This window comes from Streptomyces montanisoli (assembly GCF_017813245.1).
Classification (GTDB): Bacteria; Actinomycetota; Actinomycetes; order Streptomycetales; family Streptomycetaceae; genus Streptomyces; species Streptomyces montanisoli.
On the sequence record NZ_JAGIQL010000003.1, the window covers coordinates 49,373 to 70,876 of the forward strand.

The window sequence follows — 21,504 nt, forward strand, 5'->3', positions numbered from 1 at the left end:
CCGGGTTCGGGACGGGGGCGGGACACAGATGGGCCCACCGCGTGCGGCGGCGGACCCATTCAGCGTACCCGCTCGGCCGGACGGGCGACGGGTCAGTGCGAACCGTCAGTGCGAGCCGACGAACAGCACCAGCAGCAGCCAGACCACGGGCGCCGTCGGCAGGAGCGAGTCCAGCCGGTCCATGATGCCGCCGTGGCCGGGCAGCAGCGTGCCCATGTCCTTGATCCCGAGGTCCCGCTTGATCATCGACTCGCCGAGGTCGCCGAGCGTCGCGCTCACGGCCGCGCCGAGGCCCAGCAGCAGACCCTGCCACCACACCCCGTCGTCGACCAGGAACTGCATGCACAGCGCGCCTGCCACCATCGCGAACGTGACGGCGCCGACGAGGCCCTCCCGGGTCTTTCCCGGGCTGATGCGCGGCGCGAGCTTGTGGCGGCCGAACCGCCAGCCGACCGCGTACGCGCCCGTGTCGCTGATCACGGTGAGGATGACGAAAGTCAGCACCCGCCAGGGGCCGTCGTGCGGGGTGAGCATCAGCGCGACGAAGGTGGCCAGGAATGGCACGTAGAACACGGCGAAGACGCCCGCCGTGACGTCCCGCAGGTAGCCGTCGGGTGGCTGCGTCATCCGCCACACCAGCACGGCGAGCGCGGTCAGCGCCATCGCGAGCCAGGCGCCCTCCGTCCCCCAGACGTAGCCGGCGACGACCATCATGGCGCCGCCGACGGCGAGCGGGACGATCGGCGCCTTGATGCCCTTCTTCTCGTCGAGCCTGCTGGTCAGCTCCCACAGGCCGACGACCACTGCGGCCGCGATCACCCCGACGAACACGGCCTTGACGATGAACAGCGACGCCACGACCACGGCACCGAGACCGACCCCGACCCCTATCGCCGCGCGCAGGTCGCGGCCCGCGCGCTTCTTCTGCGGGGGCTGGTCGGGTGCGGGATGCGGTGCCGGGTTCTGCGCCATGGGCTCCTGCGGCGTCTCGTCACGGAACAGCGGTCCGGCCCGGTGGGCCGCCCCGCGGCCGCCGCCGGGCAGCGGTCCGTCCGGTGCGGGTCCGTCGGGCACGATGGGCATGGGCCGAGTCTGCTGCGCCTCGGGCTCATCGCGGGCGGGACCCGCCGGACAAGCCCCCTGGTCGGAGGGGGCCCGGTGGCCGGCTGCCGGCGGGGCACCGCGGGAAGAGTCGTTCATCAGACCTCGAGCAGCTCGGCTTCCTTGTGCTTGAGCAGCTCGTCGACCTGCGCGACGTACTTCGCGGTGGTGTCGTCGAGCTCCTTCTCGGCCCGCCTGCCCTCGTCCTCGCCGACCTCGCCGTCCTTGACCAGCTTGTCGATGGTCTCCTTGGCCTTGCGGCGCACGGCGCGGATCGAGATCTTCGAGTCCTCGGCCTTGGTCTTGGCGACCTTGATGAACTCCTTGCGGCGCTCCTCGGTGAGCTCGGGGAACACCACCCGGATGATATTGCCGTCGTTGCTCGGGTTGACGCCGAGGTCGGAGTCGCGGATCGCCTGCTCGATGTTGCGCAGGGCGCTCTTGTCGAACGGCGTCACCACGGCCATCCGCGCCTCGGGCACCGAGAACGAGGCGAGCTGGTTGATCGGCGTCATGGCACCGTAGTAGTCGGCCACGATCTTGTTGAACATGGCCGGGTGCGCGCGCCCGGTGCGGATCGCGGCGAAGTCGTCTTTGGCGACCAGGACGGCCTTCTCCATCTTCTCCTCGGCTTCGAGGAGGGTCTCTTCGATCACCACTTGCTCCTGCGTGTTGTGAGGGCGGTCTGCACGGTGTACCACCGGCAGGGCTATGTCCGTACGGGGCCGCGGGGACCGGACCTCAGTCCCTGCCGCCGTGGTCGCTCACGAGAGTGCCGATCTTCTCACCCTTGACCGCTCGCGCGATATTGCCCTCGGCCAGCAGCTCGAAGACCAGGATCGGCAGCTTGTTGTCCTGGCACAGCGTGATCGCGGTCAGGTCGGCGACGCGCAGGTCGCGCGAGATGACATCGCCGAACCCGAGCGCGTCGAACTTCACGGCGCCCGGGTTGGTCTTGGGGTCGGAGTCGTAGACGCCGTCCACGCCGTTCTTGCCCATCAGCAGGGCTTCCGCGTGGATCTCGAGCGCGCGCTGCGCCGCGGTGGTGTCGGTGGAGAAGTACGGCATGCCCATGCCCGCGCCGAAGATGACGACGCGTCCCTTCTCCAGGTGGCGCACGGCGCGCAGCGGGATGTAAGGCTCCGCCACCTGTCCCATGGTGATCGCGGTCTGCACGCGGGTCTCGACGCCCTCCTTCTCCAGGAAGTCCTGGAGCGCCAGGCAGTTCATGACCGTGCCGAGCATGCCCATGTAGTCGGAGCGCGCCCGGTCCATGCCGCGCTGCTGCAACTCGGCGCCGCGGAAGAAGTTGCCGCCGCCGATGACGACAGCGATCTGCGCGCCGTCCCTGACGACGGCAGCGATCTCGCGCGCGATCGCGTGCACGATGTCGGGATCGACTCCGAGCGCTCCCCCTCCGGCGAACGCCTCACCGGAGAGCTTCAGCATGAAGCGCCTCGGGCGTGGGCCCTGGGCGTTCCGGTCGTCGGTGGAAGGGACGGCGTCCGCGTCTTTGCTCATGGGGTTCTCCTCGTACACATACGACGAAGGCCATTGCCGGTGGGTCGGGTGTCGTCCCTGGCGGCAATGGCCTCCTCGTCGATCTGCGGTCGTCCGGCAGGTACGCGGCCGACGACTGCATCAGACCCTAGCGGGGTCCGCCGTCCTCCGTGTACGACTCCGTCGGCGCGCTGGCGCCGGCGAAGCGGTCAGGCGCCGACGCGAATGCGCGCGAAGCGCTTCAGCGTGACACCGGCCTCGTCCAGGATCTTCTTGACGGACTTCTTGTTGTCCTTCGCGAACGGCTGGTCGAGGAGGGTGACCTCCTTGAAGAAGCCGTTGACCCGGCCTTCGACGATCTTCGGCAGGGCGGCCTCGGGCTTGCCCTCCTCGCGCGAAGTGGCCTCGGCGACGCGGCGCTCGTTCTCGACGACCTCGGCGGGGACGTCCTCACGCGTGAGGTACTTGGGCGCGAACGCGGCGATGTGCTGCGCGACGTCCTTCGCGACCTCGGCGTTCTCCTTGTCCAGCTCGACCAGGACGCCGACCTGCGGCGGGAGGTCGGGCATGGTGCGGTGCATGTAGGCGGCGACGAAGCCGCCGTCCGCGGGGAACTGCGCGAAGCGGTCGAGGACGATCTTCTCGCCGAGGTTGGCGTTGGCCTCGTCGACGTACGCCTGGACGGTCTTGCCGGCCTCGATCTCGGAGGCGAGCAGCGCCTGCAGGTCGGCGGGCCGGGTCTTGGCGACGTGCTCGGCGAGCGCGGCGGCGACGGACTGGAACTTGTCGCCCTTGGCGACGAAGTCCGTCTCGCACTTCAGCTCGAGCAGGACACCGGAGGCGCGGTCGTCCGCGATGAGGGAGACCACGGCGCCGTTCTCGGCGTTGCGGCTCTCGCGCTTGGCGACGCCCTTCTGGCCCTTGACGCGGAGCAGCTCGACGGCCTTGTCGACATTGCCGTCGGCCTCGTCCAGGGCCTTCTTGCAGTCCATCATGCCGGCGCCGGTGAGCTCGCGAAGCTTCTTGACGTCGGCGGCGGTGTAGTTCGCCATCTGTGTTTCTCTCTTAGGAGGTCGAAGATCTACGGGTGGACGGCGGGGGCCGGTGGGCCCCCGCCGTCACTGCGAACCGTGAGGTCAGGCCTGCTCGGCGGCGTCCGCGGCGGGGGCCTCCGTGGCGGGGGCCTCGGCGACCGGCGTCTCCGCGGCCGGGGCCTCCTCGGCCTGCTCAGCGTCGGCGACCTTGGCCGTCTCGGCGGAGGTCTGCACCTCGGCGGCGGCCTCGGCCGGCTTCTCCGCGGCGGCCTCGGCCGGCTTCTCGCCCTCGGAGTCGCCCTTCTTCTCCAGCAGGTCGCGCTCCCACTCGGCGAGCGGCTCGCCCGCGGCCTTCTCGCCCGGCTTCTGGTCGCCGGTCGCGACGCCGGAACGGGCGATGAGGCCCTCGGCGGCGGCGTCGGCGATCACGCGGGTGAGCAGGGTGACGGAGCGGATCGCGTCGTCGTTGCCCGGGATCTTGTAGTCGACCTCGTCGGGGTCGCAGTTGGTGTCCAGGATCGCGACCACCGGGATGTGGAGCTTGCGCGCCTCACCGACGGCGATGTGCTCCTTCTTGGTGTCGACGATCCAGACGGCGCTCGGCACCTTCTGCATCTCGCGGATGCCGCCGAGGGTCTTCTCCAGCTTGGCCTTCTCGCGCGAGAGGACCAGGAGCTCCTTCTTGGTGAGGCCGGAGGCGGCCACGTCCTCGAAGTCGATCTGCTCCAGCTCCTTGAGGCGCTGGAGGCGCTTGTAGACGGTGGAGAAGTTGGTCAGCATGCCGCCGAGCCAGCGCTGGTTGACGTAGGGCATGCCCACGCGCGTCGCCTGCTCGGCGATCGCCTCCTGCGCCTGCTTCTTGGTGCCGACGAACATGATGGAACCGCCGTGCGCGACGGTCTCCTTGACGAACTCGTAGGCGCGGTCGATGTACGACAGCGACTGGAGCAGGTCGATGATGTAGATGCCGTTGCGCTCGGTGAAGATGAAGCGCTTCATCTTCGGGTTCCAGCGGCGGGTCTGGTGACCGAAGTGGACGCCGCTCTCCAGCAGCTCCCGCATCGTGACGACGGCCATGGCCGTACTCCTAGGTACTCGGTTGTCGCGGCCGCCGGACGGCGGTCGCGCCTGACGCCCTGCGCGCCGTGCCACGAGGGACCGAGAGGCGCTGACGTCGGCAGTCGAACGACGACGTCGGGGCGTGCGAAGTCGACCCGGTGACCCGGGCCGCACAAGAAGTGTACGGGACCTTCGCACCCCTGGGTGACGGCGTTGTCCACAACCGGCGCCTTGTCCACAGATGCCGCTCGTGATCCCCGCGGACGTGCCCTGTCGCGGGAGGGTTGGCACATGGTCACCTTGCGTTGTGCGCTGCTCGCCTTGCGTTGTGTGCTGGTCGCCGCGGTGCTGTTGTGGTGCGCCGGGCCGTCGGCGGGCGGGTCCGCCGCGGCCGCTACCCGGCCCGGGCCGCGGGGCGTCGCCGCTGCGGCTCCCGCGGCCGGCCGTGCGTGGCCGGTGGGAGACCGGCCGGCGGTCGTGCGGGGCTGGCTGCCGCCCGTTTCCGTCTACGGGCGTGGCCACCGGGGCGTGGATCTCGCGACGGCACGCGGGGCGCCGGTGCGCGCCGCCGCCGGCGGGCGGGTGTCCTTCGCGGGGAAGGTGGCGGGGCGCGGGGTGGTGTCGATCGCGCTGTCCGGCACGGGGACACCGCCGCTGCGCACGACGTACGAGCCGGTGGTGCCGCTGGTGGCCAGGGGCGACGCGGTGCGCGCCGGCCAGGTGGTGGCGCGGGTCTCCGCGGGCCCGTACCACTGCGCGAGGGCCTGCCTGCACTGGGGGCTGCTGCGTGCGGGCGTCTATCTGGACCCGCTGTCGCTGCTGCCGCCCTGGCTGCGGCGCCGCGGCCCCTCGCGGCTGCTGCCGCTGTGGGGTCAGGCCGGGCCGGCGACGCCCCTGAGCGCCGTCGCTACCGCCGCGTCCGCGATCTCGCCGGGTTCCTCGGCCGCGCCGAGCTCGATGCGGCGCACGGCGGCGTCCACGATGCCCTGGAGGAGCATCGCGGCGAGGCGGGGGCTGCGGTGGCCGAGGTCGCCGAGCGCCGCCACGACCATGGCCACGAGGCCGCCGTGGGCGGCGCGGATCTTCTCGCGGGCGCCGTCGTCCAGCTCGCCGGCCGAGATGGCGACGACGGCGCGATGGCGCCGGTCGCCGACGAGCGCGAGCTGCGTGCGCACGTACGCCTCGATCCTGGCCTGCGGGGTGTCCGCGGCGGCCATCGCGGCGGACACCTCCTGCGCCCAGACGGGGAAGTCGACGGCGCACAGCTCCTCGACGACGGCGGCCCGTGAGCGGAAGTACTCGTAGACGGAGGACCGCGCGAGGCCCGTGCGCTCGGCGAGGGCGGGGAACGTCAGCGCCTCGGTGCCGCCTTCCGACAGGAGGGAGCGTGCGGCGTCGAGCAGGGCGCCGCGCTGCATGGTCCGGTGCTCGGCCACGGAGGCCGCTCGAATCCTTGGCACGGACCCACTCTACAAATCCGCCAATTTGGCCCGCAGCTGGAGGACCGACTTCGTGTGGATCTGGCTGACCCTGCTCTCGGTCACGCCGAGCACGTTGCCGATCTCGGCGAGGGTGAGGCCCTCGTAGTAGTAGAGCGTGACCACGGTCTTCTCCCGGTCGGGCAGGGTGTTGATGGCCCGGGCGAGCAGTCTTCGCTGCTCGCGGTCCTCGGCCACCTCGACGGGGTCGTCGGCGGCCGTGTCCTCCAGCGTGTCCATGAGGCTGAGCCGGTCGCCGCCCTCCCCGCCGACGTGCAGCAGCTCCTCCAGGGCCACGACGTTGGCCAGCGACAACTGGCTGAACACGGCGTGCAGTTCGTCAACGCCGATGCCCATCTCCGCGGCGACCTCGGCCTCCGAGGGCGTGCGCCGCAACTGGGCCTCGAGCGTCGCGTAGGCCCGCTCGGCCGCGCGGGCCTTCTGCCGAACGGAGCGGGGGATCCAGTCCAGGGCGCGCAGTTCGTCGATCATCGCGCCGCGGATGCGGGTGATGGCGTACGTCTCGAACTTGATGGCCCGCTCGATGTCGAACTTCTCGATGGCGTCGATGAGCCCGAAGACTCCGGAGGACACGAAGTCGGCCTGCTCGACGTTGGGCGGCAGCCCGACGCTGACGCGGCCCGCCACGTACTTCACCAGCGGCGAGTAGTGCAGGATCAGCTGCTCGCGCAGCCGTCCGTCGCCCGTCGCCTTGTAGGACCGCCACAGCTCGTCGAGCGACGAGGGTGCGGGCGGCCGGTCGGCGCTCCGGGCGGCGGGGGGCGCCGACCGGGCCGCGGTGCGGTCGGACCCGGAGGTGTGCTGGGGCATGCGGTGCCTTGAGCCGTTCTGCTGTGACGTGGGGATCTGGCTGAGCGTAGCGTGACCGTGCCGTCGCGGTGCGCGTGCGGAGCGGGGGACGGTACTGCCTTGACCGGTACGGCGGTCAGCGGCGTATGGACGTCATTCGCCTCACCCTGTCACCCGAATGCCCCAGGTCAAGCACCGCCTTGCTGGCCGTCGCCGGTGCCCTGCCGTGGGGCGGCGGGACGCCATGTGTCGCTGTGTCGTTCGACAAACCCGAGCGAGTGAAGCTCGAAGAGCCTGGCGAGCGCCTCGTCGGTCGTGGCGCCCGCCTCCCGCGCCACCTCCGCCACCCGGTCCGTCCCTTTCGCGGGTAGCGCTTCGAGTACGCGTGCGCAGTCGGGGCGCAGCAGGTCCCTGGGGATGTCGGGCCCCCGTTTCCCGGGGGCCAGCTCTCCCATGGCGCCGACCAGTTCGATCACCTCTTCCGCGTCGGTGACCAGGGCTCCTTCCCCTCTGAGCAGTTCGTGGACGCCGGCGGACAGGCCGCTCGTCACCGGTCCAGGCACTCCCATCGCGAGGCGGCCGAGGCGCTGGGCGCAGCGCACGGTGGAGAGTGATCCGCTGCGGTACGCGGCCTCCACGACCACGGTGCCCCGGGTGAGCGCGGCGATGACGCGGTTGCGCTGCACGAAGCGGCTGCGCGTCGGATGGTCGCCCGGCGGCAATTCCCCGACGACGAGACCTTGTTCGGCGATGCGTGCGATCAACTCGGCATGACCGCGCGGGTACACCGTGTCGACCCCGCAGGCGAGCACCGCCGCCGTGGCCCCGCCCGCGGCGAGGGCTCCGCGGTGCGCCGCGCCGTCCACCCCGAAGGCCGCCCCGGAGACCACGACCCAGCCGCGCTCCGCGAGCCCGCCGGCGAGCGTGGCGGCCATGTGCGCCCCGTACGGGGTGCAGGCGCGCGCCCCGACCACGGCGACCGACCGCAGCGCCCAGAGCCTGAGGTCGGGCGCTCCGCGCACCCACAGCCCGATGGGTGCCGCCGGCCCCAGGTCGGCGAGCTGGGTGGGCCACTCCGCGTCCCCGGGGCAGAGGAACCGGACGCCCGACCGCGCCGCCGCGGCCAGGTCGCTCCCGGGGTCGGCCACCGCCGCGCGGGCACGGTAGCCGTCGAGCCGGCCGGCGCCGACGCCCGTGAGCGCCGCTTCGGCCACTGCGCGGTCGCCGGTGAGCAGGTCGAGCAGCGCGGTGGCGCCAAGGCGCCGCAGCCAGACACCCGCGATCTCGTCGCCGGGCTCGAACACGCGCGTGAGCGCGGCCCTGGCCCACCGCTCCCCGGCCGCGGCGGCTGTCATGACCTGCCCGCCATCGCCGGGGCACCGCGCGCGACGCCGGTGCGCAGTTCGAGGGCGAGCGCCACATCGTCCTCGGCCGGACGGTCGCGGCCCGCCAGGTCGGCGATCGTCCAGGCGACCCTCAGGACGCGGTCGAGTCCGCGCGCCGTGAGCAGGCCGCGCTCCAGGTCGCTCTCGGCCGCGGCGAGCGCGCCCGGCGCCACGGGCCACCTGGTGCGCAGCTCGTGTCCTGGCACCTGGCTGTTGAGCTGCCACGCCATGCCCTCGAAGCGCGCTGCCGCGCGCTCCCTCGCCTGCCGCACCCGGGCGGCGACCACCGCCGTCGACTCGCCGCGGAGGCCCTCGCCCACCAGGTCGGCACGCTGCACGGGCCGCACCCCCACCCGCAGGTCAACCCGGTCGAGCAGCGGGCCCGACAGCCGCGCCTGGTAGCGGCGGACGGCCGAGGGCGGGCATTCGCAGGCCGAGCCGCCCACGCCGTGCCTGCCGCACGGGCAGGGGTTGGCCGCCAGCACCATCAGGAAGCGGGCGGGCAGCCGCACCACGCCCGCGCTGCGCGCCACGACCACGTGTCCCGACTCCAGCGGCTGGCGCAGCGCCTCCAGCGCCCGCCCGGAGAACTCGGGCGCCTCGTCCAAGGACAGGGCATGTAAAACAGGTGGCTACGGGAGGTGAGGACGGCGCCTTACTTCTCCGTCGTCTCCCACGGGTCCGGCTCCCACACGGGGTGGATTGTGATCGTGGTCTGACCGCTTCCCTCGACGCCCTTGCGACCCGCGGCGCCCCGCGTGATGGCCACGCGCCGAATGAGGGACCGCAGGATGCCGTTCGTTTCGGGCGCACGGAACGTGTCCCACTCTTCGAGCAGACCGACCGCGAGAGGCACCAGCGCGCTACGTTTCGGCATCGCGGCTTCCGCGGCGAGCCCTTCGAGTGCTTCCGTGACGGCCTCTTTCTGTTTCAAGATCCGTGCCCGGGCGGCCTCGAAGACCCCTTCGGGGTAGGCATCCGGATTGGTGGCGCGGTCTACGGCCAGATTGGTTAGGGCGTTGGTCAGCCGCGTGTGTTCGCCCTCCATCCGGGCCCGCTCCCTCTGGTCGCGCTCGGTGTGGTCGTCGCGCTGCGGCGGGATGTATGCGGGCGGCGCAGCGTCGACGCCGGCGGCGACTTCGCGTGCGAGCCACAGTCGCACTTCATCCTCGACGACGGCGCGCTGCACCCATACGGGGTTGTCGCACAGGCCGCTGCGACTCTGCCCGCACGCGTAGGCGTATCCCAGGATGCGCCCGGACGCTCGGCGCGCTGAGGTCGCGGCGGCGCCCTCGCGGCATCCCCCGCACCGGACGAGACCGGTGAGTGGGTAGGTCGGGTTGCGGACTCTGGGCGTCATCTGGCGGCGCTCGGCGACGTGTTCCTCGTACCGCTCCCAGGTCTCCGGGCTGATGATCGCCTCGTGAGCTCCGTCGATGTGTACCCATCTGCCGCAGGTGCCACCGTTGGCCGTGTAGTCGCATCGGCATTCGGGATCGTGCACGCGGAGTAGGCCGCCGGCGAATCCCGAGAGCATGTAGCGGCGCAGGCTGTCGGCACGCCAGGGGTTGCCGTGGCCGGTGCGGTAGCCCAGGGGGTTGAGCCACGCTGCGAGGCCGCCGTATCCCTCTGCGTCGGCGAGCTTGCGCGCGAACAGGTCCTCGACGGTGGCCCGCGCGGCCTCGTCGACCTGGTACCACTCGCGTTGCGTGGCCCACTGTCTCGGGTCGCTGGGGTGCGGAATGCGGCGGGGGTGCCAGATGTAGCCGAGTCGCTTGCCGCCGGTCGCTGGTAGGCCGTGCGCGCGGCGCCACTGGTGGGTTTCCTTCCACTGCTCGCCGGCGCGGTCCGACTCGAAAACCGCGAGGTCGAAAAGGATCTTGCGGTTGAAGCGACCGACCGCGGTCCGGGCGTCCACTTCCTCGGTTGCCGATTCGAGCTGCCCGCCCGCATGCTCCAAGCGCGTGAGGTTCACGGCGATGCCGAGATCGTTGCGGCCGAAGCGAGAGAACTTCCAGACGGCTATTCCGACCGCCTCGCGCTTCTCCACTCGCTCAATGCCGCGCATGATCTTGCGTTTGAAGTTGCGGCCGGTCATGTCGAGGTCTTCGATCCAGTCGACGATGCGGCGACCGGTCCGCCGTGCCCATGCCTGGATGGCGGCCTTTTGAAGGTCCGGGCTGATCTTCTCCTCTTTCCACGTGCTGACGCGGATGTATCCGAGCCAGGGTTCGGGGTCGAGGGCGGCAGCACTTAGGAAGGTGTCGGGTGGTGGAGTCATCCGGCGGTCCGTTCTCTGTCGTTGCGGATGGGGCGGAGGTGGCGCACGTTGCCGAGCTGGTCGTCGACGGTGCCGGCGCGGTCTCCGTCGGTGGGCGCGGTCGGCTGGTCGAGGAGGCCGCGGGCGACCTGGTCGAGGGCGAGGAGGTATCCGGCGCGGTGTGCGTCGGCGAGCTGGCCGTCGCTGAGACGGTGGGCGTGCTGGATGTGCCCGACGATCAGGGCGGGCAGGGACAAGATGCCGAGGAGGATGCCGCACCGGGAGAGATCGTCCGAGCTGCCGAGTGCGCCGATCGCTCCGAGGGCGACAGCGACGAGCAGGCCGGCGTACGCGCACGCGGGCAGGGTGTAGGCGTGCACGGGAAGGGCGCGGCTCATGGGGTGGTGCCTCCGTGGGTAGTTCATTGCTCTGCGGTGCGGCCCCCGCTCTCGGTGGGGGGTGGTGTGCGTTGCAGGGTCTCGGTCATGTTCACGAACAGGCGGCGCTTCTGTTCGTCCTCGATGCCGAGCTCGTCGGCGGCCTGCTCGGGCGTGATGCGTCGCTCGCCGGGCTCGGGGTGGCGGACGTACGCGAGCTCGCGCTCGTCGAGGATTCCGGCGCGTACGAGCATTTCGCCGAGCGGCACGTGTAGGGCCGCGGCGAGTAGGCCGAGGACGCGTGTGTCGGTGATGTTGTCGCCGCGTAGTAGCCGGCCGACGGTTGATGGGCTGATGCCGGAGTCGGCGGCGAACGACGACTTTCCGCCGCTACGTGGGCGGCTGAGGTCGTAGCCGCGTCGGGCGAGCTGGTCGTGTAGCCAGGTGGCGAACGTCTGGGTTGCTGTCTCGTCGCCGTTGCTGTTTTTCATGCGAGAAATTTAGCGCGTCGTGACAGATCACGGCGCACCAGGATTCAGCCATGACATGGCGCATGGTGGCACCCCCCTTTGGCATATGCGGATGCGTGACCTGCATGAATGCCTCGAACGTCTGTACGACGGTAGTCGCGCGGTCGCACGCCGTCAACGTTGTATAGGGCAGCGAACCCGCAGGTAGCTTTCACACCGGAAAGCTATGTGTTAACTTTCTGGCCGGTCAGACAACTGTCCGGCCAGAAAGGACCGTTAACCGTGTACGACCGCACCGCCCTACGCACCGTCGCTGCCGCAAAGGGTGACGCACGCCCCGTAGACCTCGCAGACCGGTTGAAGGTTGCACAGGCCACCGCATGGCGCCTCTACCACGGCCACACCGCGCCCTCCGCCCGCGTGGCCGCCGCCGTCGAGCACGCATACGGCCTGCCCGCGTCCGCCCTGCTCAAGCAGCGCCAGGCCGTCACAGAGGCCGCCGCATGAGCGCCCGCGTGATCAGCCGCGAGGAGGCGTTCGCGAACGCGCGCCGCCACCTCGACGCCGCCCGGGCCCGCCGCGACGCCGACCGCGCCGCCGGACGCCTCCCCCTCGACGTCGAGGCGATATGCCGCCACCTCGAACGCCAGCAGCGCGCGACCGTCCCCCACCGCGCCGCGGCCTGAAACGCCACGGGGCCGCCCGGATGCGACCCGGAACGGCCCCACACGACCCACCACTCGAAAGGCACTGGACGTGTCCCACGACCCTACCGGCGACGACCGCGCCGACGTGCAGCTCGACGAGCTCGCCCTCGCCTACGCCGCCGACCCCGACACGCTCGGCCGTCTGCTCGCCTCGCACGCCGCCCGCGTGCTCCGCCTCGACGTGGCCGCCGTCGACGAGGACGCCACCGGCGCCGAGCGCGCCATGTGCGCCGCGGAGGCCAACGGCACCCGCGAGGCCCTGCTCGCCGAGATCGCCCCCGCCCGCGACGACGAACAGCCGCTCGCCGTCGTGATCCCCCTCGCCGCCAGCCCCCTCGCCCAGAACGGACGCACCGCATGAGCACCCCGACGCCACTCGCCGCCGTCCCCAACCCGGCGCCCCGCCTTGAGACCGCGTACGTGCCCGCGCCCGAGGGCGCGCCGGCCGACGCGCCGCGCGTGTTCGCGGTCGTCGCCGCCGTGATGGCAGACGCGATGCCTGTCGGGAAGGACCAGCGCAACACGCAGCAGAACTACAACTTCCGCGGTATCGACGACGTGATGTCGGCCATGGCAGGCCCGATGCGTAAGCACGGCCTGTTCATCCTGCCGAGCATCGCCGGGCACCGGCAGGAGCGTGACGGGAAGATGACCCGCACCGTGATCACGATGCGGTACCGCGTGTACGGGCCCGCGGGCGACTGTCTGCTCGCCGACGTGCCGGGCGAGGCGTTCGACTTCGCCGACAAGGCCACCAACAAGGCGCAGTCGGCCGCGTTGAAGTACCTCCTCTTCACGTTGTTCATGCTGCCTGTGGACGCCCGCAGTATCGACGACGGCGACCGCCACCACCCGGAGCCGACCGCCGAGCAGCGAGCCGAGCAGACCCAGCGTCAGCAGCGCCGCGGCGGGCAGCAGCGCGGGCAGCAGCGCCAGCAGGGCGGGCAGCAGCCGCGCCGCAGCAACCGGGCCGAGCCGGGCCCGTGGGAGCAGGAGCCACCGCAGCAGCAGCGCCAGCAGCGGCCCGACTACCTCGCCGCCGCCCGTAAGGCGGACAGCCGCGAGGAGTTCGACAAGATCCGGGCCGCCGCCGTCAAGGCGGGCGCACCGGCCGACTTCCTCGACCAGCTCGACCAGGTCGCCCGCAGCAAGGCCCAGGCCGCGAGCGCGCCGCCCAAGGGTGAGCGGCAGGCCGGCGGGCGCGCGTCGACCGGGCAGCAGGGCGGCGACCAGGAGCACGCCGCCGCGCTCGGCGAGATGTTCGACGCCGCCCGCGACGCCGGGATCGCCGACCGCGCCGAGGTCGAGCAGCTGTTCACCTCGCGCCACGGCGTTGCCCCGGCCGACGCCACCCGCGAGCAGCTGCACGCCATGCGCGACGACCTGCTCGACGCCGTCCAGGGAGCCGCCGCGTGACCGCCACCGACACCAGCACGCCGAACGCCGAGCAGCCCGCCGAGTCCCTGCGCGACCTCGCCATCGAAGAGGCCGCCGTCGACCTGCTCGCCGCCCGCGTCGCCGCTGCCAAGAAGGACGTACGGGCCCGTACACAGGCCGCGCTTGACGCGGCCGCCCGGCGGGATGGAGTCGAGCGCGTCGCCGCCGAGCTCCCCGGCGGGCCAGCGGTCGCGACCATCTCTCTGCGTAAGGGCAGCGTGGGCCCGGTCGTCACCGACGCCGAGGCGTTCGCCCGTTGGGTCGCCGCACGGTGGCCCGAGCAGCGTCAGGAGTACACGGAGACCCGGCTCGTGCGGACCGTCAAGGAGTGGCGCGCGGCCGAGCTGGTCGCCGAAATGGCCGCCCTTGAGTTGTCCCTCGACGGCAAGGGCACGCGCCCCGCCCAGTGGGCCGACCCGGACACGGGCGAGCTGGTCGAGGTGCCGGGCGTGCTCATCAAACCAACCAGCGCCCGCACGCACTCGCTCACGTGGCGCAAGGGCGGGAAGGACGCGACCGCCGAGGCGTGGCGCACCGGCACTCTCGCCGCGCAGTTCGCCGCGATCACCGCGGGGGGCGAGAAGTGATCCTCGCCGCTGTCACCGCAGTCGTGACCCTCGCCGCGCTCGTCGTCGGGGCGTGGGCGATCGAGACCCGCCTCGCCGCCCTGTGGCGCACCGAGCAGCGCCGCCACAACGCCCGCCATCGCCGCAGCCAGTCGGCCCCGCGGTGACGCGCGCCCTCGACTGGCGCGACCGCCGCCACTGGTCGGCGAAGCGCCGCCCGTGCCGCTACTGCGGACGCCTGACCAACCTCCGCGACGAGCAGGGCCGACCCGCCATGAAGGTCTGCGCCGAGCAGGCAGAAGCCGACGCCGAGCGCACCCGATGACCGGCCCCGGGGCGAGGACGAGCCACACGGCCCCTCGCCCCGGGCGCCCGCACCACCAGAACAGGAGCAACCCCCCGTGCCATGGTTCAAGGTCGACGACACCGCGCACAGTCACCCCAAGCTGATCAAGGCCGGTAACGCCGCCGTCGGCCTGTGGATGCGTGCGGGCGCCTACGTCGCCCAGCACCTCACCGAAGGCGCCGTACCGGGCGTCGTCGCCCAGCTGTACGGCACCACCCCGCAGGCCCGAAAGCTGGTCACGGTCGGCCTGTGGCATGCCGCCGGCCACACCTGCCCGCGTTGCCCGCAGCCCGCCACGGGTGACTACCAGATCCACGACTACCACCAGTACAACCCGCGCCGGGCGAAGGTCGAGGACGACCGCGCCGCCGCCGCCGAGCGCCAGCAGCGGGCCCGCGAACGTGCCGCCGAGCAGCGCGCCGCCCGCAAAAACGCCTCCGATTCGTCGACGAATCGCGGTCGAATCGACGACGAATCGTCGACGGAAAATCTCGAAAGCGCTCCGAATCAGGGCGCGTTTTGGGAAGGCGCCGCAGGTCAAGAGCACCGGTCACAGCGTGACGGGTACAACCCGTCACGGTCCCCCCGACCCGACCCGACCCCTAGTACTCCCTACGGGAGTACTACCCCCCAACCCCCCACGGACCGGCCCGGCACCCCAGGACCCGCCGAGCAGCTGCTCGCCCGATGGTGGGAGACCTACGGCCGCACGACCGCCCAGAGCCGTACGACCGTCGGCCGGGCGATCGCCGACGCGCTCGGCAACGGCCTCGACCCCGCCACCCTGTGGCCCGCCCTCGACCGACTCGGCGACCTGTCCAAGCCCGTCACCGGCGGCACGTTGACGTTCGCCCTCGCCGAGCTCAAGCGGCCCGCCCCGGGCGCCGAGGTGATCCCGTTCGACCGCGCCGCCCGCCCCTCGACGACCGATCAGCGCGTCGCCGCCGGGATGGACCTCGCCGCGCGTCTGCGCGCCCAGGAGGCGGCCCAGTGACGCCCGCCGACGCCGCCGAGCTGTTGACCCTCGCCGCCGCGTTCGACCGCCGCACCGTCGGCGAGGCAGACGCCCGCGCATGGGCCGCCGCCCTACACGCCGTGCCCCTCGACGACGACGCCCGCGCCGCCGTCGCCCGCCACTACGCCGAAACCGACCGATGGCTCACCCCCGCCCACGTCGTGCAACAGCGCGCCAAGGTCCGCCGCGACCGCCTCGACCACGCCAACGTGCTCTACGACGGCCACCCCGACGAGACCGGCGCCGAGTCCATCGCCCACCGCCGCCGTCTGCTCGCCGCCGTCGCCGACGGCCGGATCAACCCGCAGACCGCAACGCAGGCCGTCGGCCTCGCCCCGGGCACCGCACCGCCCGCCCTCACCGGCGGACCCGCCCCCGAAGTTGCCGCGCGCCTCGCCGCCATCGGCCGGCGCATCCCCGACGCCGCCGCCGACCAGCTGCGCGCGCACCGGCCCGTACGCGCCCACCGCGAAGCCCTAGCCGACGCCCAGCTGCCCGACCCCCTCGACGTGCCGTGCACGTGGTGCCGAGCCGCCCCCGGCCAACCGTGCCGCATGGGCAAGAACCGCGCCCGCCGCATGAGCACCCCGCACCCGTGCCGCCTCGACGACGCCACCGCCCACCACCACACCCGACAGGACCAGAGCGCATGAACCACCACCGCAAGCACCCCGACCGCCCGTTCCGCCGCCGCGCCATCCCCGGCGACCACACGCCCAACAGCAGCGGGTACCGCGTCACCGCATCGTGGGACGCCCGCCCCGACCGGCCCGCGATCCGCTCGACGCCGGACCGGAAGAAGGCCGCCCGCCTCGCCCGCGAGTACGCCGACCAGGGCGCGTACGTGCTCTTTGAGCAGCACCGCGGACACAACCGGTGGCGCACCCTCGCCGAGCTCGACGGCCGCGCCCTGCTCGCCGAGCGCCGCGCCGAGCAGCAGCTCGCCGCCGAGCAGCACCCCGCCACACCGGCCGCCTACCGGCCCGGGGAACCCGACCGGCACCGAACGTGGCTCGACTGGATGCGCGCCAAGGCCGAAGCCGACCAGCGCGCCCGCGCCGACGCCGACCGCCGGCGCCGCCGCCTCGCCGCCGAAGCCACCACCCACGCCCGCGCCCTCATGACGCCGCCCGACACCGTGCGACCCGACGCGCAGCGCCGCGCCCGCCACGTCACCGGCGCGCAGCGATGACCCCGGCCGCCGTCGCCGTGATCCGCGCGACCCTCGAAGACGCCACCACGGCCGAGCTGATCAGCCACCCCGCGCACGCCGCCGCGCGCGTCGCTCGCGCCCTCGAAACCGCCGGGTGGACCCTCGCGCCCGCCGAGCCCGCCAACGGCCCGCAGACGGCCACACACGCGATCATCACGAACCGATAACGACCCGCAGGGGGGTGCCCTCCCGCACGCCATCACACCCCCCTGCGCGCTACCTTTCTGTCCTGACAGATAACAAACCTGCCCACGAAGAACACTCACCCCGAACGTCCCGGAGGACTCCCGATGCCGCGACCGGCCGCCGCCGAACGGTTCGCCGCCAAGGTGAACACCGCAGGCCCCGTGAGCCTCTACCGCGACGCCCCCGGCCCGTGCCACCTGTGGACCGGCGGCGCCCGCAGCAAGCGCCAGCACGACGCCGGCGAACACGGCGAGTTCTACGGCACCTTTCGCGACGGTGACCGCACCATCCGCGCCCACCGCTACGCCTACGAGCTCGCATACGGGCCCCTGCCCGAGCCCGTCGACGACGACGAACCGCGCCCCGAGCTCGACCACAAGTGCCGCCGCCGCAACTGCGTCAACCCCGCACACCTAGAGCTCACCGACCACCGCACCAACACCCTGCGCAGCACCGCGCCGACCGCCGCGAACGCCCGCAAGACGCGCTGCGACAAGGGCCACCCGTTCGACGACGCCAACACCTACCGCGACCGCCACGGACACCGCCGCTGCCGCACATGCCGCCGCCACTCCCGCGCACGAGCCCGCGCCGTCGTCACCACCCTCCCCGCCCCGACCCTCGAAAGGCAGGCCGCCTAGATGGCAGGCGAGACCGTAATCACCGTCGTTGGCAACCTCGTCGACGACCCCGAGCTCAAGTTCACCCCCTCCGGCGCCGCCGTCGCGAAGTTCCGCATCGCGTCGACGCCCCGCACGTTCGACCGCCAGACCAACGAGTGGAAGGACGGCGAAAGCCTGTTCCTGACCTGCTCCATATGGCGCCAGGCCGCCGAGAACGTCGCCGAATCCCTGCAACGCGGCACGCGCGTCATCGTCCAAGGCCGACTCAAGCAGCGGTCGTACGAGGACCGCGAGGGCGTCAAGCGCACGGTGTACGAGCTCGACGCCGACGAGGTCGGCCCGTCCCTGCGCAACGCCACCGCCGCCATCACCAAGACCACCGGCCAGCGCAACCGCAACGGCCAGCAGGCCGGCGGATGGGGACAACAGCAGCCCACCGACGACCCATGGGCCCGACACAACACCGCCCAGGGATACAGCGACGAGCCCCCGTTCTAACCCGCCCGCCGCGCCGAGTCCGGACGCGGCCCGCCCCGCGCGCGCGACCCCCTCGACTCCACCGAGACAGGAGCACCACCCATGCCCGAGACCGAGTACACGCCCGAGACCGTGCCCGCCCTGAACCTGCCCGCGATCAACGTTCCGTGCGACGCGTGCGGAGCCAAGGAGGGCGCGCCGTGCACCTCGCACAGCGGGACCCGCGTGCGGAAGCACGACGTGCACCGCGCCCGCTCGCTCGCCCGGCAGCACGCCGACGCCCAGGCCGCCCAGACCGCCATCGTCTGACCCCCTCGACTCCACCGAGACCACAGGAGCAGCACCCCATGACCCGTGTTCCCGACGCCGTCACCGTCGCCTCGCTCGACACCCACCGCCTGATCGTCACCGTGCCGAACGACGGCCCGGCCGACGTGTCGTCCTCCCTGCCACGCGCCACCGCGGCCGACGTACTGCGCCAGATCGCCGACCAGCTCGCACGCGAGCCGCGCAGCTGCGGGCGCGCCCGTTCGACCGGCCAGCCGTGCCCGATCCACGACCGGCCGACACCGGCCCGCCCCGACCACCTCGACCAGCAGCCCGCCGACGACAGCGACCGCACCGCCGCCGCGCACGCTCTCACCCGCCACGCCGACCACCTCGACGAGATCACCCGCCGCGACCGCGCGCACTGCCCCGACGCCCTGCCGCACGGCGCGTACCGCAAGGGTCTGCGTGTCGCCGCGCACCTCGCCCGCCGACAGGCCGCCGACGAGCCCGTCGACCCCGCGCACGCCAGCGAGCCGGAGCTCGGCGAACTGTTCGCCGCGTTCGGCCGGAAGCTGCGCTCCGCCGTCGAGGAGGACGCCGCCGAGCAGGCCGCGCCCGCCGTCGACACTGCCCAGGTGCGCGCCGCCGCGTTCGAGGAGGCCGCCACCATCGCCGAGCAGGTCGCCGCCGAGATGCGCGAGTGTGACGGCACGTGGCCCGAGGAATGGTCGAGCCGGGACGTTCGCGACGCCGTGGAGTCCGCGGCCGGCCGTATCCGGTCCGCCGCCAAGACCGGGGACCCGCAGTGACCCCCGTCGACGAGCCGCCCGTCGTCAAGTGCGCCCACGGGTACGGCCTCATGCGCGACTCGTGCCCCGGGTGCGACGCCGAGCAGGAGCGCCCCCACGAAGCCGACCCCGTGACGGCCCGGGCCCGATGGGCCAAGCGCGACATGCGCCGTTGCCGTCGCTGCTCCCTGGTTCCCTCGCACCGCATCCACCGGCGCGCCGCGTGAAGCGCCTCGCCCGCGTCCGTGCCGCCCTCGCTCGTAGGGCGGCACGGCGCCGCACCGACAAGCACCTCGCCCGCCTCGCCCGGAAGGACCGGCCCTGATGGCCCGCAACATCGCAGCCGACGGCGGGCCCGTATACCGGGCCGTCCTCACCAGCACGCCGCCCGGCAAGCCCCGCGCCACATGGCGCGAAGGCCCGTACGCCACGCACGGCGCCGCCCGCGCCCGCGTCACGTTCTGGACCAACCACCTGCGCGACGCCGACACCGGCGCGCCGTACGCGTCCGGGTACGTCGAGCGCGCCGAGAGCACGTGGCGCCCCGTCGACGACGACCAACCCCCCGCCGAGCAGTACCGCACCGACCCCGACGGTCGGCCGACGTGGCACGGCACCGACGTTGACGGCGACCGCTTGCTCGCGTCCGTCGCCGTGATCCCCGAGCAGGGGCCGGGCGTGTACTTCCGCACCGACCCGAGCGGTTCATCGGTCCCCCTCGACCAGCTCGACGCGTTCATCGCACGACTGCACACGATCGCCGACGCCGCCCGCGCCGCCACGAAGGAGCCCCGCAAGTGAGCAGCACCCGCCGCGCCCCACGCTCCCAACGCCTCACCCGCCGCGCCGAAACCGACCAGCTCCGCACCGCCCGCCGCGACGCCCTGCTCGTCCTGCTCGCCCGCGCACAGCGCCGCGTACTCAGCCCCGACGAGGCCGGCCTCTTGCGTACGCACGTCGACACGGAGCTCGCCGAGGGCGACCACGCGCGCGCGTCCGAGCGTGGCCAGCAGCGCGCCATGGACCGGCAGCGGCAGCGCGTCGAGGCCGCCGAGGTGGCGATCGTCGAGGCCGAGCAGCGCGCCGAGCAGGCCGAGCGCCAGGTCGCCATCCTGTATGCCGTCGACGAGGGCCGCGCCCACGGCGCCCAGCGCATCACGACCGAGCGCGACGAGTGGCAGCAGCGCGCCGAGCCGGCCGAGCAACGCGTCGCCCGCATCCGCGACATGGCCGACGCGTGGAAACGTCGACTCCCCGCCGTCGTCCGCACGGCCACGGCCGCCGATGCCGTCCGCCTCGCCGCCGACGGGGATTACCGGCCCGTCATGTTCCCTGTCGCCACGACGGCCGGCGCCGGAACCGTCGAATTCGCCGAGCAGGAACGCGCCCGCATGGAACGGCTCTACACCCGCGAGTCGAGCCGCGCCGACCAGGCCGAGCGCGAGCGGGACGAACTGCACGCCGCCCTCGGCCTCGCACCCGGGCAGCTTCACAGCGCCGCGCTTAGCGCGATCCATGGCCGGGCCGCCAACATCCGCGAACTCATTGATCGGGCCAAGCAGGCCGAGGCCGACGCCGAGCGCTACAAGGCCGACGCCCTCGGCGCATGCCGGACCATCGCCGACATGCACGAGGCCGCCACCGGCCGCACAGGACAGGGCCCGATCCGGGGCGTCGTCGAGGACGTGGCCGACGTACGCGCCCGCGCCGAGCAGGCCGAGCGCCGTATCCGCATCCTTGAAGCCGTCGACGAAGGGCGCGCCCATGGCGCGCAGCGGATCACCAAGGAGCGCGACGCCTACGGCCACCCCGTCGAGTGGTCCATCTACAACGCCATGCACGTACGCGCCATCAAGGCCGAGGCCGCCCTCGACCGCATCGAGAAGTCGAGCAGCATTCCCCACCTGCGCGCCGGGTACGAGCAGCAGAAGGAGCGCGCCGCCATCTACCGGACCGCCTGGCACTCCGCCCGCGACCGCGCCCGCAAGCGCACCGACGACACCCGCGCGAACGGCGCCGGCTGCCGAGCCGAGCACGAGCGCGCCCGCCGTGCCGAGCAGGCCCTCGACCGCGTGCGCCAGGCCGACACGCTCGGCGCCGCCCTCGCCGCCGTCGCCGAACACGACGGCATCACTCCGGCCGCCGCACAGGCCGCCGCCGCGTTCGCCGACGCCGCCGACTCGACCGAGGCGCGCCTCGCCGAGCAGGCCCGCGAGCAAGCCGTCACCCTCGCCCACGCCGACCGCCGCGTCCGCACCTACGCGGCCCGCCTCGACCGCGTACGCCACCTCGCCCGCCGGATGCGCGCCGGATCACCGCAGGGCGCCGCCGCCATCTACGCCGACCGCATCGAGCAGGCCCTCGCCGACGACCCCGACGCCTGACCAACCCCGGGCGCCCCG

29 protein-coding genes and 1 pseudogene are annotated in these 21,504 nt (G+C 72.8%); 18 read left to right on the plus strand and 12 right to left on the minus strand.

Features of this window, described 5'->3' with window-relative positions:
• Positions 1-105: 105 nt before the first annotated feature.
• From JFN87_RS01655 to rpsB, 5 genes are all read right to left on the minus strand, one after another.
• Complete coding sequence (locus JFN87_RS01655; protein ID WP_209337984.1) at positions 106-1,200, minus strand: phosphatidate cytidylyltransferase; 1,095 nt, start codon at positions 1,198-1,200, stop codon at positions 106-108.
• Complete coding sequence (frr, locus tag JFN87_RS01660) at positions 1,200-1,757, minus strand: ribosome recycling factor (protein WP_209337985.1); 558 nt, start codon at positions 1,755-1,757, stop codon at positions 1,200-1,202. Before frr ends, JFN87_RS01655 begins: the two co-directional genes overlap by 1 nt.
• An 85-nt stretch (positions 1,758-1,842) precedes the next feature.
• On the minus strand, positions 1,843-2,622 hold the full coding sequence (gene pyrH / locus JFN87_RS01665) for a UMP kinase (protein WP_209337986.1): 780 nt from the start codon (positions 2,620-2,622) through the stop codon (positions 1,843-1,845).
• A gap of 188 nt (positions 2,623-2,810) precedes the next feature.
• Positions 2,811-3,653 carry a translation elongation factor Ts gene (tsf, locus tag JFN87_RS01670; RefSeq protein WP_209337987.1) on the minus strand — a complete coding sequence of 281 codons (843 nt, stop codon included), beginning with the start codon at positions 3,651-3,653 and terminating at the stop codon, positions 2,811-2,813.
• A gap of 84 nt (positions 3,654-3,737) precedes the next feature.
• A complete protein-coding gene (rpsB, locus tag JFN87_RS01675; RefSeq protein WP_209337988.1) occupies positions 3,738-4,712 on the minus strand; it encodes a 30S ribosomal protein S2 in 975 nt (324 codons plus the stop codon).
• Between the two features lie 273 nt (positions 4,713-4,985).
• Here rpsB and JFN87_RS01680 point away from each other — a divergent pair.
• A pseudogene (locus tag JFN87_RS01680) lies at positions 4,986-5,444 on the plus strand (peptidoglycan DD-metalloendopeptidase family protein); the annotation flags it as partial.
• Between the two features lie 122 nt (positions 5,445-5,566).
• Here JFN87_RS01680 and JFN87_RS01685 read toward each other — a convergent pair.
• The 7 genes from JFN87_RS01685 to JFN87_RS01715 form a co-directional block, all read right to left on the minus strand.
• Positions 5,567-6,130 (minus strand): TetR/AcrR family transcriptional regulator, encoded by a 564-nt coding sequence (locus tag JFN87_RS01685; protein ID WP_209338075.1) that lies wholly within the window; start codon positions 6,128-6,130, stop codon positions 5,567-5,569.
• Between the two features lie 33 nt (positions 6,131-6,163).
• Positions 6,164-7,003 carry an RNA polymerase sigma factor WhiG gene (gene whiG, locus JFN87_RS01690; protein WP_209337989.1) on the minus strand — a complete coding sequence of 280 codons (840 nt, stop codon included), beginning with the start codon at positions 7,001-7,003 and terminating at the stop codon, positions 6,164-6,166.
• Positions 7,004-7,170: 167 nt separating this feature from the next.
• Positions 7,171-8,337, minus strand: coding sequence for a DNA-processing protein DprA (dprA, locus tag JFN87_RS01695; protein WP_209337990.1), 1,167 nt, complete (start codon positions 8,335-8,337; stop codon positions 7,171-7,173).
• Complete coding sequence (locus tag JFN87_RS01700; RefSeq protein ID WP_372449164.1) at positions 8,334-8,975, minus strand: ATP-binding protein; 642 nt, start codon at positions 8,973-8,975, stop codon at positions 8,334-8,336. Before JFN87_RS01700 ends, dprA begins: the two co-directional genes overlap by 4 nt.
• A 47-nt stretch (positions 8,976-9,022) precedes the next feature.
• Positions 9,023-10,648 (minus strand): recombinase family protein, encoded by a 1,626-nt coding sequence (locus JFN87_RS01705; RefSeq protein ID WP_209337991.1) that lies wholly within the window; start codon positions 10,646-10,648, stop codon positions 9,023-9,025.
• Positions 10,645-11,025, minus strand: coding sequence for a hypothetical protein (locus tag JFN87_RS01710; RefSeq protein ID WP_209337992.1), 381 nt, complete (start codon positions 11,023-11,025; stop codon positions 10,645-10,647). The genes JFN87_RS01705 and JFN87_RS01710 overlap by 4 nt, the downstream gene beginning before the upstream one ends.
• A gap of 23 nt (positions 11,026-11,048) precedes the next feature.
• Positions 11,049-11,495, minus strand: a complete 447-nt coding sequence (locus tag JFN87_RS01715; protein WP_209337993.1) for a helix-turn-helix domain-containing protein — start codon at positions 11,493-11,495, stop codon at positions 11,049-11,051.
• A 261-nt stretch (positions 11,496-11,756) separates the two neighbouring features.
• Between JFN87_RS01715 and JFN87_RS01720 the strand changes: the two genes are divergently transcribed.
• The 17 genes from JFN87_RS01720 (at position 11,757) to JFN87_RS01800 (ending at position 21,486) form a co-directional block, all read left to right on the plus strand.
• A complete protein-coding gene (locus JFN87_RS01720; protein ID WP_209337994.1) occupies positions 11,757-11,981 on the plus strand; it encodes a hypothetical protein in 225 nt (74 codons plus the stop codon).
• Entirely contained in the window at positions 11,978-12,160 is a 183-nt protein-coding gene (locus JFN87_RS01725) for a hypothetical protein (protein WP_209337995.1), read from the plus strand. Before JFN87_RS01720 ends, JFN87_RS01725 begins: the two co-directional genes overlap by 4 nt.
• A 70-nt stretch (positions 12,161-12,230) precedes the next feature.
• Positions 12,231-12,542 (plus strand): hypothetical protein, encoded by a 312-nt coding sequence (locus JFN87_RS01730; protein ID WP_209337996.1) that lies wholly within the window; start codon positions 12,231-12,233, stop codon positions 12,540-12,542.
• Positions 12,539-13,597, plus strand: a complete 1,059-nt coding sequence (locus JFN87_RS01735; protein ID WP_209337997.1) for an ERF family protein — start codon at positions 12,539-12,541, stop codon at positions 13,595-13,597. Before JFN87_RS01730 ends, JFN87_RS01735 begins: the two co-directional genes overlap by 4 nt.
• Positions 13,594-14,205 carry a hypothetical protein gene (locus JFN87_RS01740; RefSeq protein WP_209337998.1) on the plus strand — a complete coding sequence of 204 codons (612 nt, stop codon included), beginning with the start codon at positions 13,594-13,596 and terminating at the stop codon, positions 14,203-14,205. The genes JFN87_RS01735 and JFN87_RS01740 overlap by 4 nt, the downstream gene beginning before the upstream one ends.
• Positions 14,202-14,351 (plus strand): hypothetical protein, encoded by a 150-nt coding sequence (locus tag JFN87_RS01745; RefSeq protein ID WP_209337999.1) that lies wholly within the window; start codon positions 14,202-14,204, stop codon positions 14,349-14,351. Before JFN87_RS01740 ends, JFN87_RS01745 begins: the two co-directional genes overlap by 4 nt.
• Positions 14,348-14,509 carry a hypothetical protein gene (locus JFN87_RS01750; protein WP_209338000.1) on the plus strand — a complete coding sequence of 54 codons (162 nt, stop codon included), beginning with the start codon at positions 14,348-14,350 and terminating at the stop codon, positions 14,507-14,509. Before JFN87_RS01745 ends, JFN87_RS01750 begins: the two co-directional genes overlap by 4 nt.
• Before the next feature lie 76 nt (positions 14,510-14,585).
• Positions 14,586-15,524 (plus strand): mucin-2, encoded by a 939-nt coding sequence (locus JFN87_RS01755; protein ID WP_209338001.1) that lies wholly within the window; start codon positions 14,586-14,588, stop codon positions 15,522-15,524.
• On the plus strand, positions 15,521-16,198 hold the full coding sequence (locus JFN87_RS01760; RefSeq protein ID WP_209338002.1) for a zinc finger domain-containing protein: 678 nt from the start codon (positions 15,521-15,523) through the stop codon (positions 16,196-16,198). Before JFN87_RS01755 ends, JFN87_RS01760 begins: the two co-directional genes overlap by 4 nt.
• Entirely contained in the window at positions 16,195-16,737 is a 543-nt protein-coding gene (locus JFN87_RS01765; protein WP_209338003.1) for a hypothetical protein, read from the plus strand. The genes JFN87_RS01760 and JFN87_RS01765 overlap by 4 nt, the downstream gene beginning before the upstream one ends.
• Positions 16,734-16,925: a hypothetical protein gene (locus JFN87_RS01770; protein ID WP_209338004.1), complete on the plus strand. Its 192-nt coding sequence runs from the start codon at positions 16,734-16,736 to the stop codon at positions 16,923-16,925. Before JFN87_RS01765 ends, JFN87_RS01770 begins: the two co-directional genes overlap by 4 nt.
• A 123-nt stretch (positions 16,926-17,048) precedes the next feature.
• The gene (locus JFN87_RS01775; protein WP_209338005.1) at positions 17,049-17,585 is read left to right on the plus strand and encodes an HNH endonuclease; all 537 of its coding nucleotides are present in this window, start codon (positions 17,049-17,051) and stop codon (positions 17,583-17,585) included.
• A complete protein-coding gene (locus JFN87_RS01780; RefSeq protein WP_209338006.1) occupies positions 17,586-18,065 on the plus strand; it encodes a single-stranded DNA-binding protein in 480 nt (159 codons plus the stop codon).
• Between the two features lie 81 nt (positions 18,066-18,146).
• Positions 18,147-18,353 carry a zinc finger domain-containing protein gene (locus tag JFN87_RS01785; RefSeq protein WP_209338007.1) on the plus strand — a complete coding sequence of 69 codons (207 nt, stop codon included), beginning with the start codon at positions 18,147-18,149 and terminating at the stop codon, positions 18,351-18,353.
• A 38-nt stretch (positions 18,354-18,391) separates the two neighbouring features.
• Entirely contained in the window at positions 18,392-19,123 is a 732-nt protein-coding gene (locus tag JFN87_RS01790; protein ID WP_209338008.1) for a hypothetical protein, read from the plus strand.
• Positions 19,124-19,426: 303 nt separating this feature from the next.
• Positions 19,427-19,903, plus strand: coding sequence for a hypothetical protein (locus JFN87_RS01795; RefSeq protein ID WP_209338009.1), 477 nt, complete (start codon positions 19,427-19,429; stop codon positions 19,901-19,903).
• On the plus strand, positions 19,900-21,486 hold the full coding sequence (locus tag JFN87_RS01800) for a coiled-coil domain-containing protein (protein ID WP_209338011.1): 1,587 nt from the start codon (positions 19,900-19,902) through the stop codon (positions 21,484-21,486). Before JFN87_RS01795 ends, JFN87_RS01800 begins: the two co-directional genes overlap by 4 nt.
• The last annotated feature ends 18 nt before the right edge of the window (positions 21,487-21,504 follow it).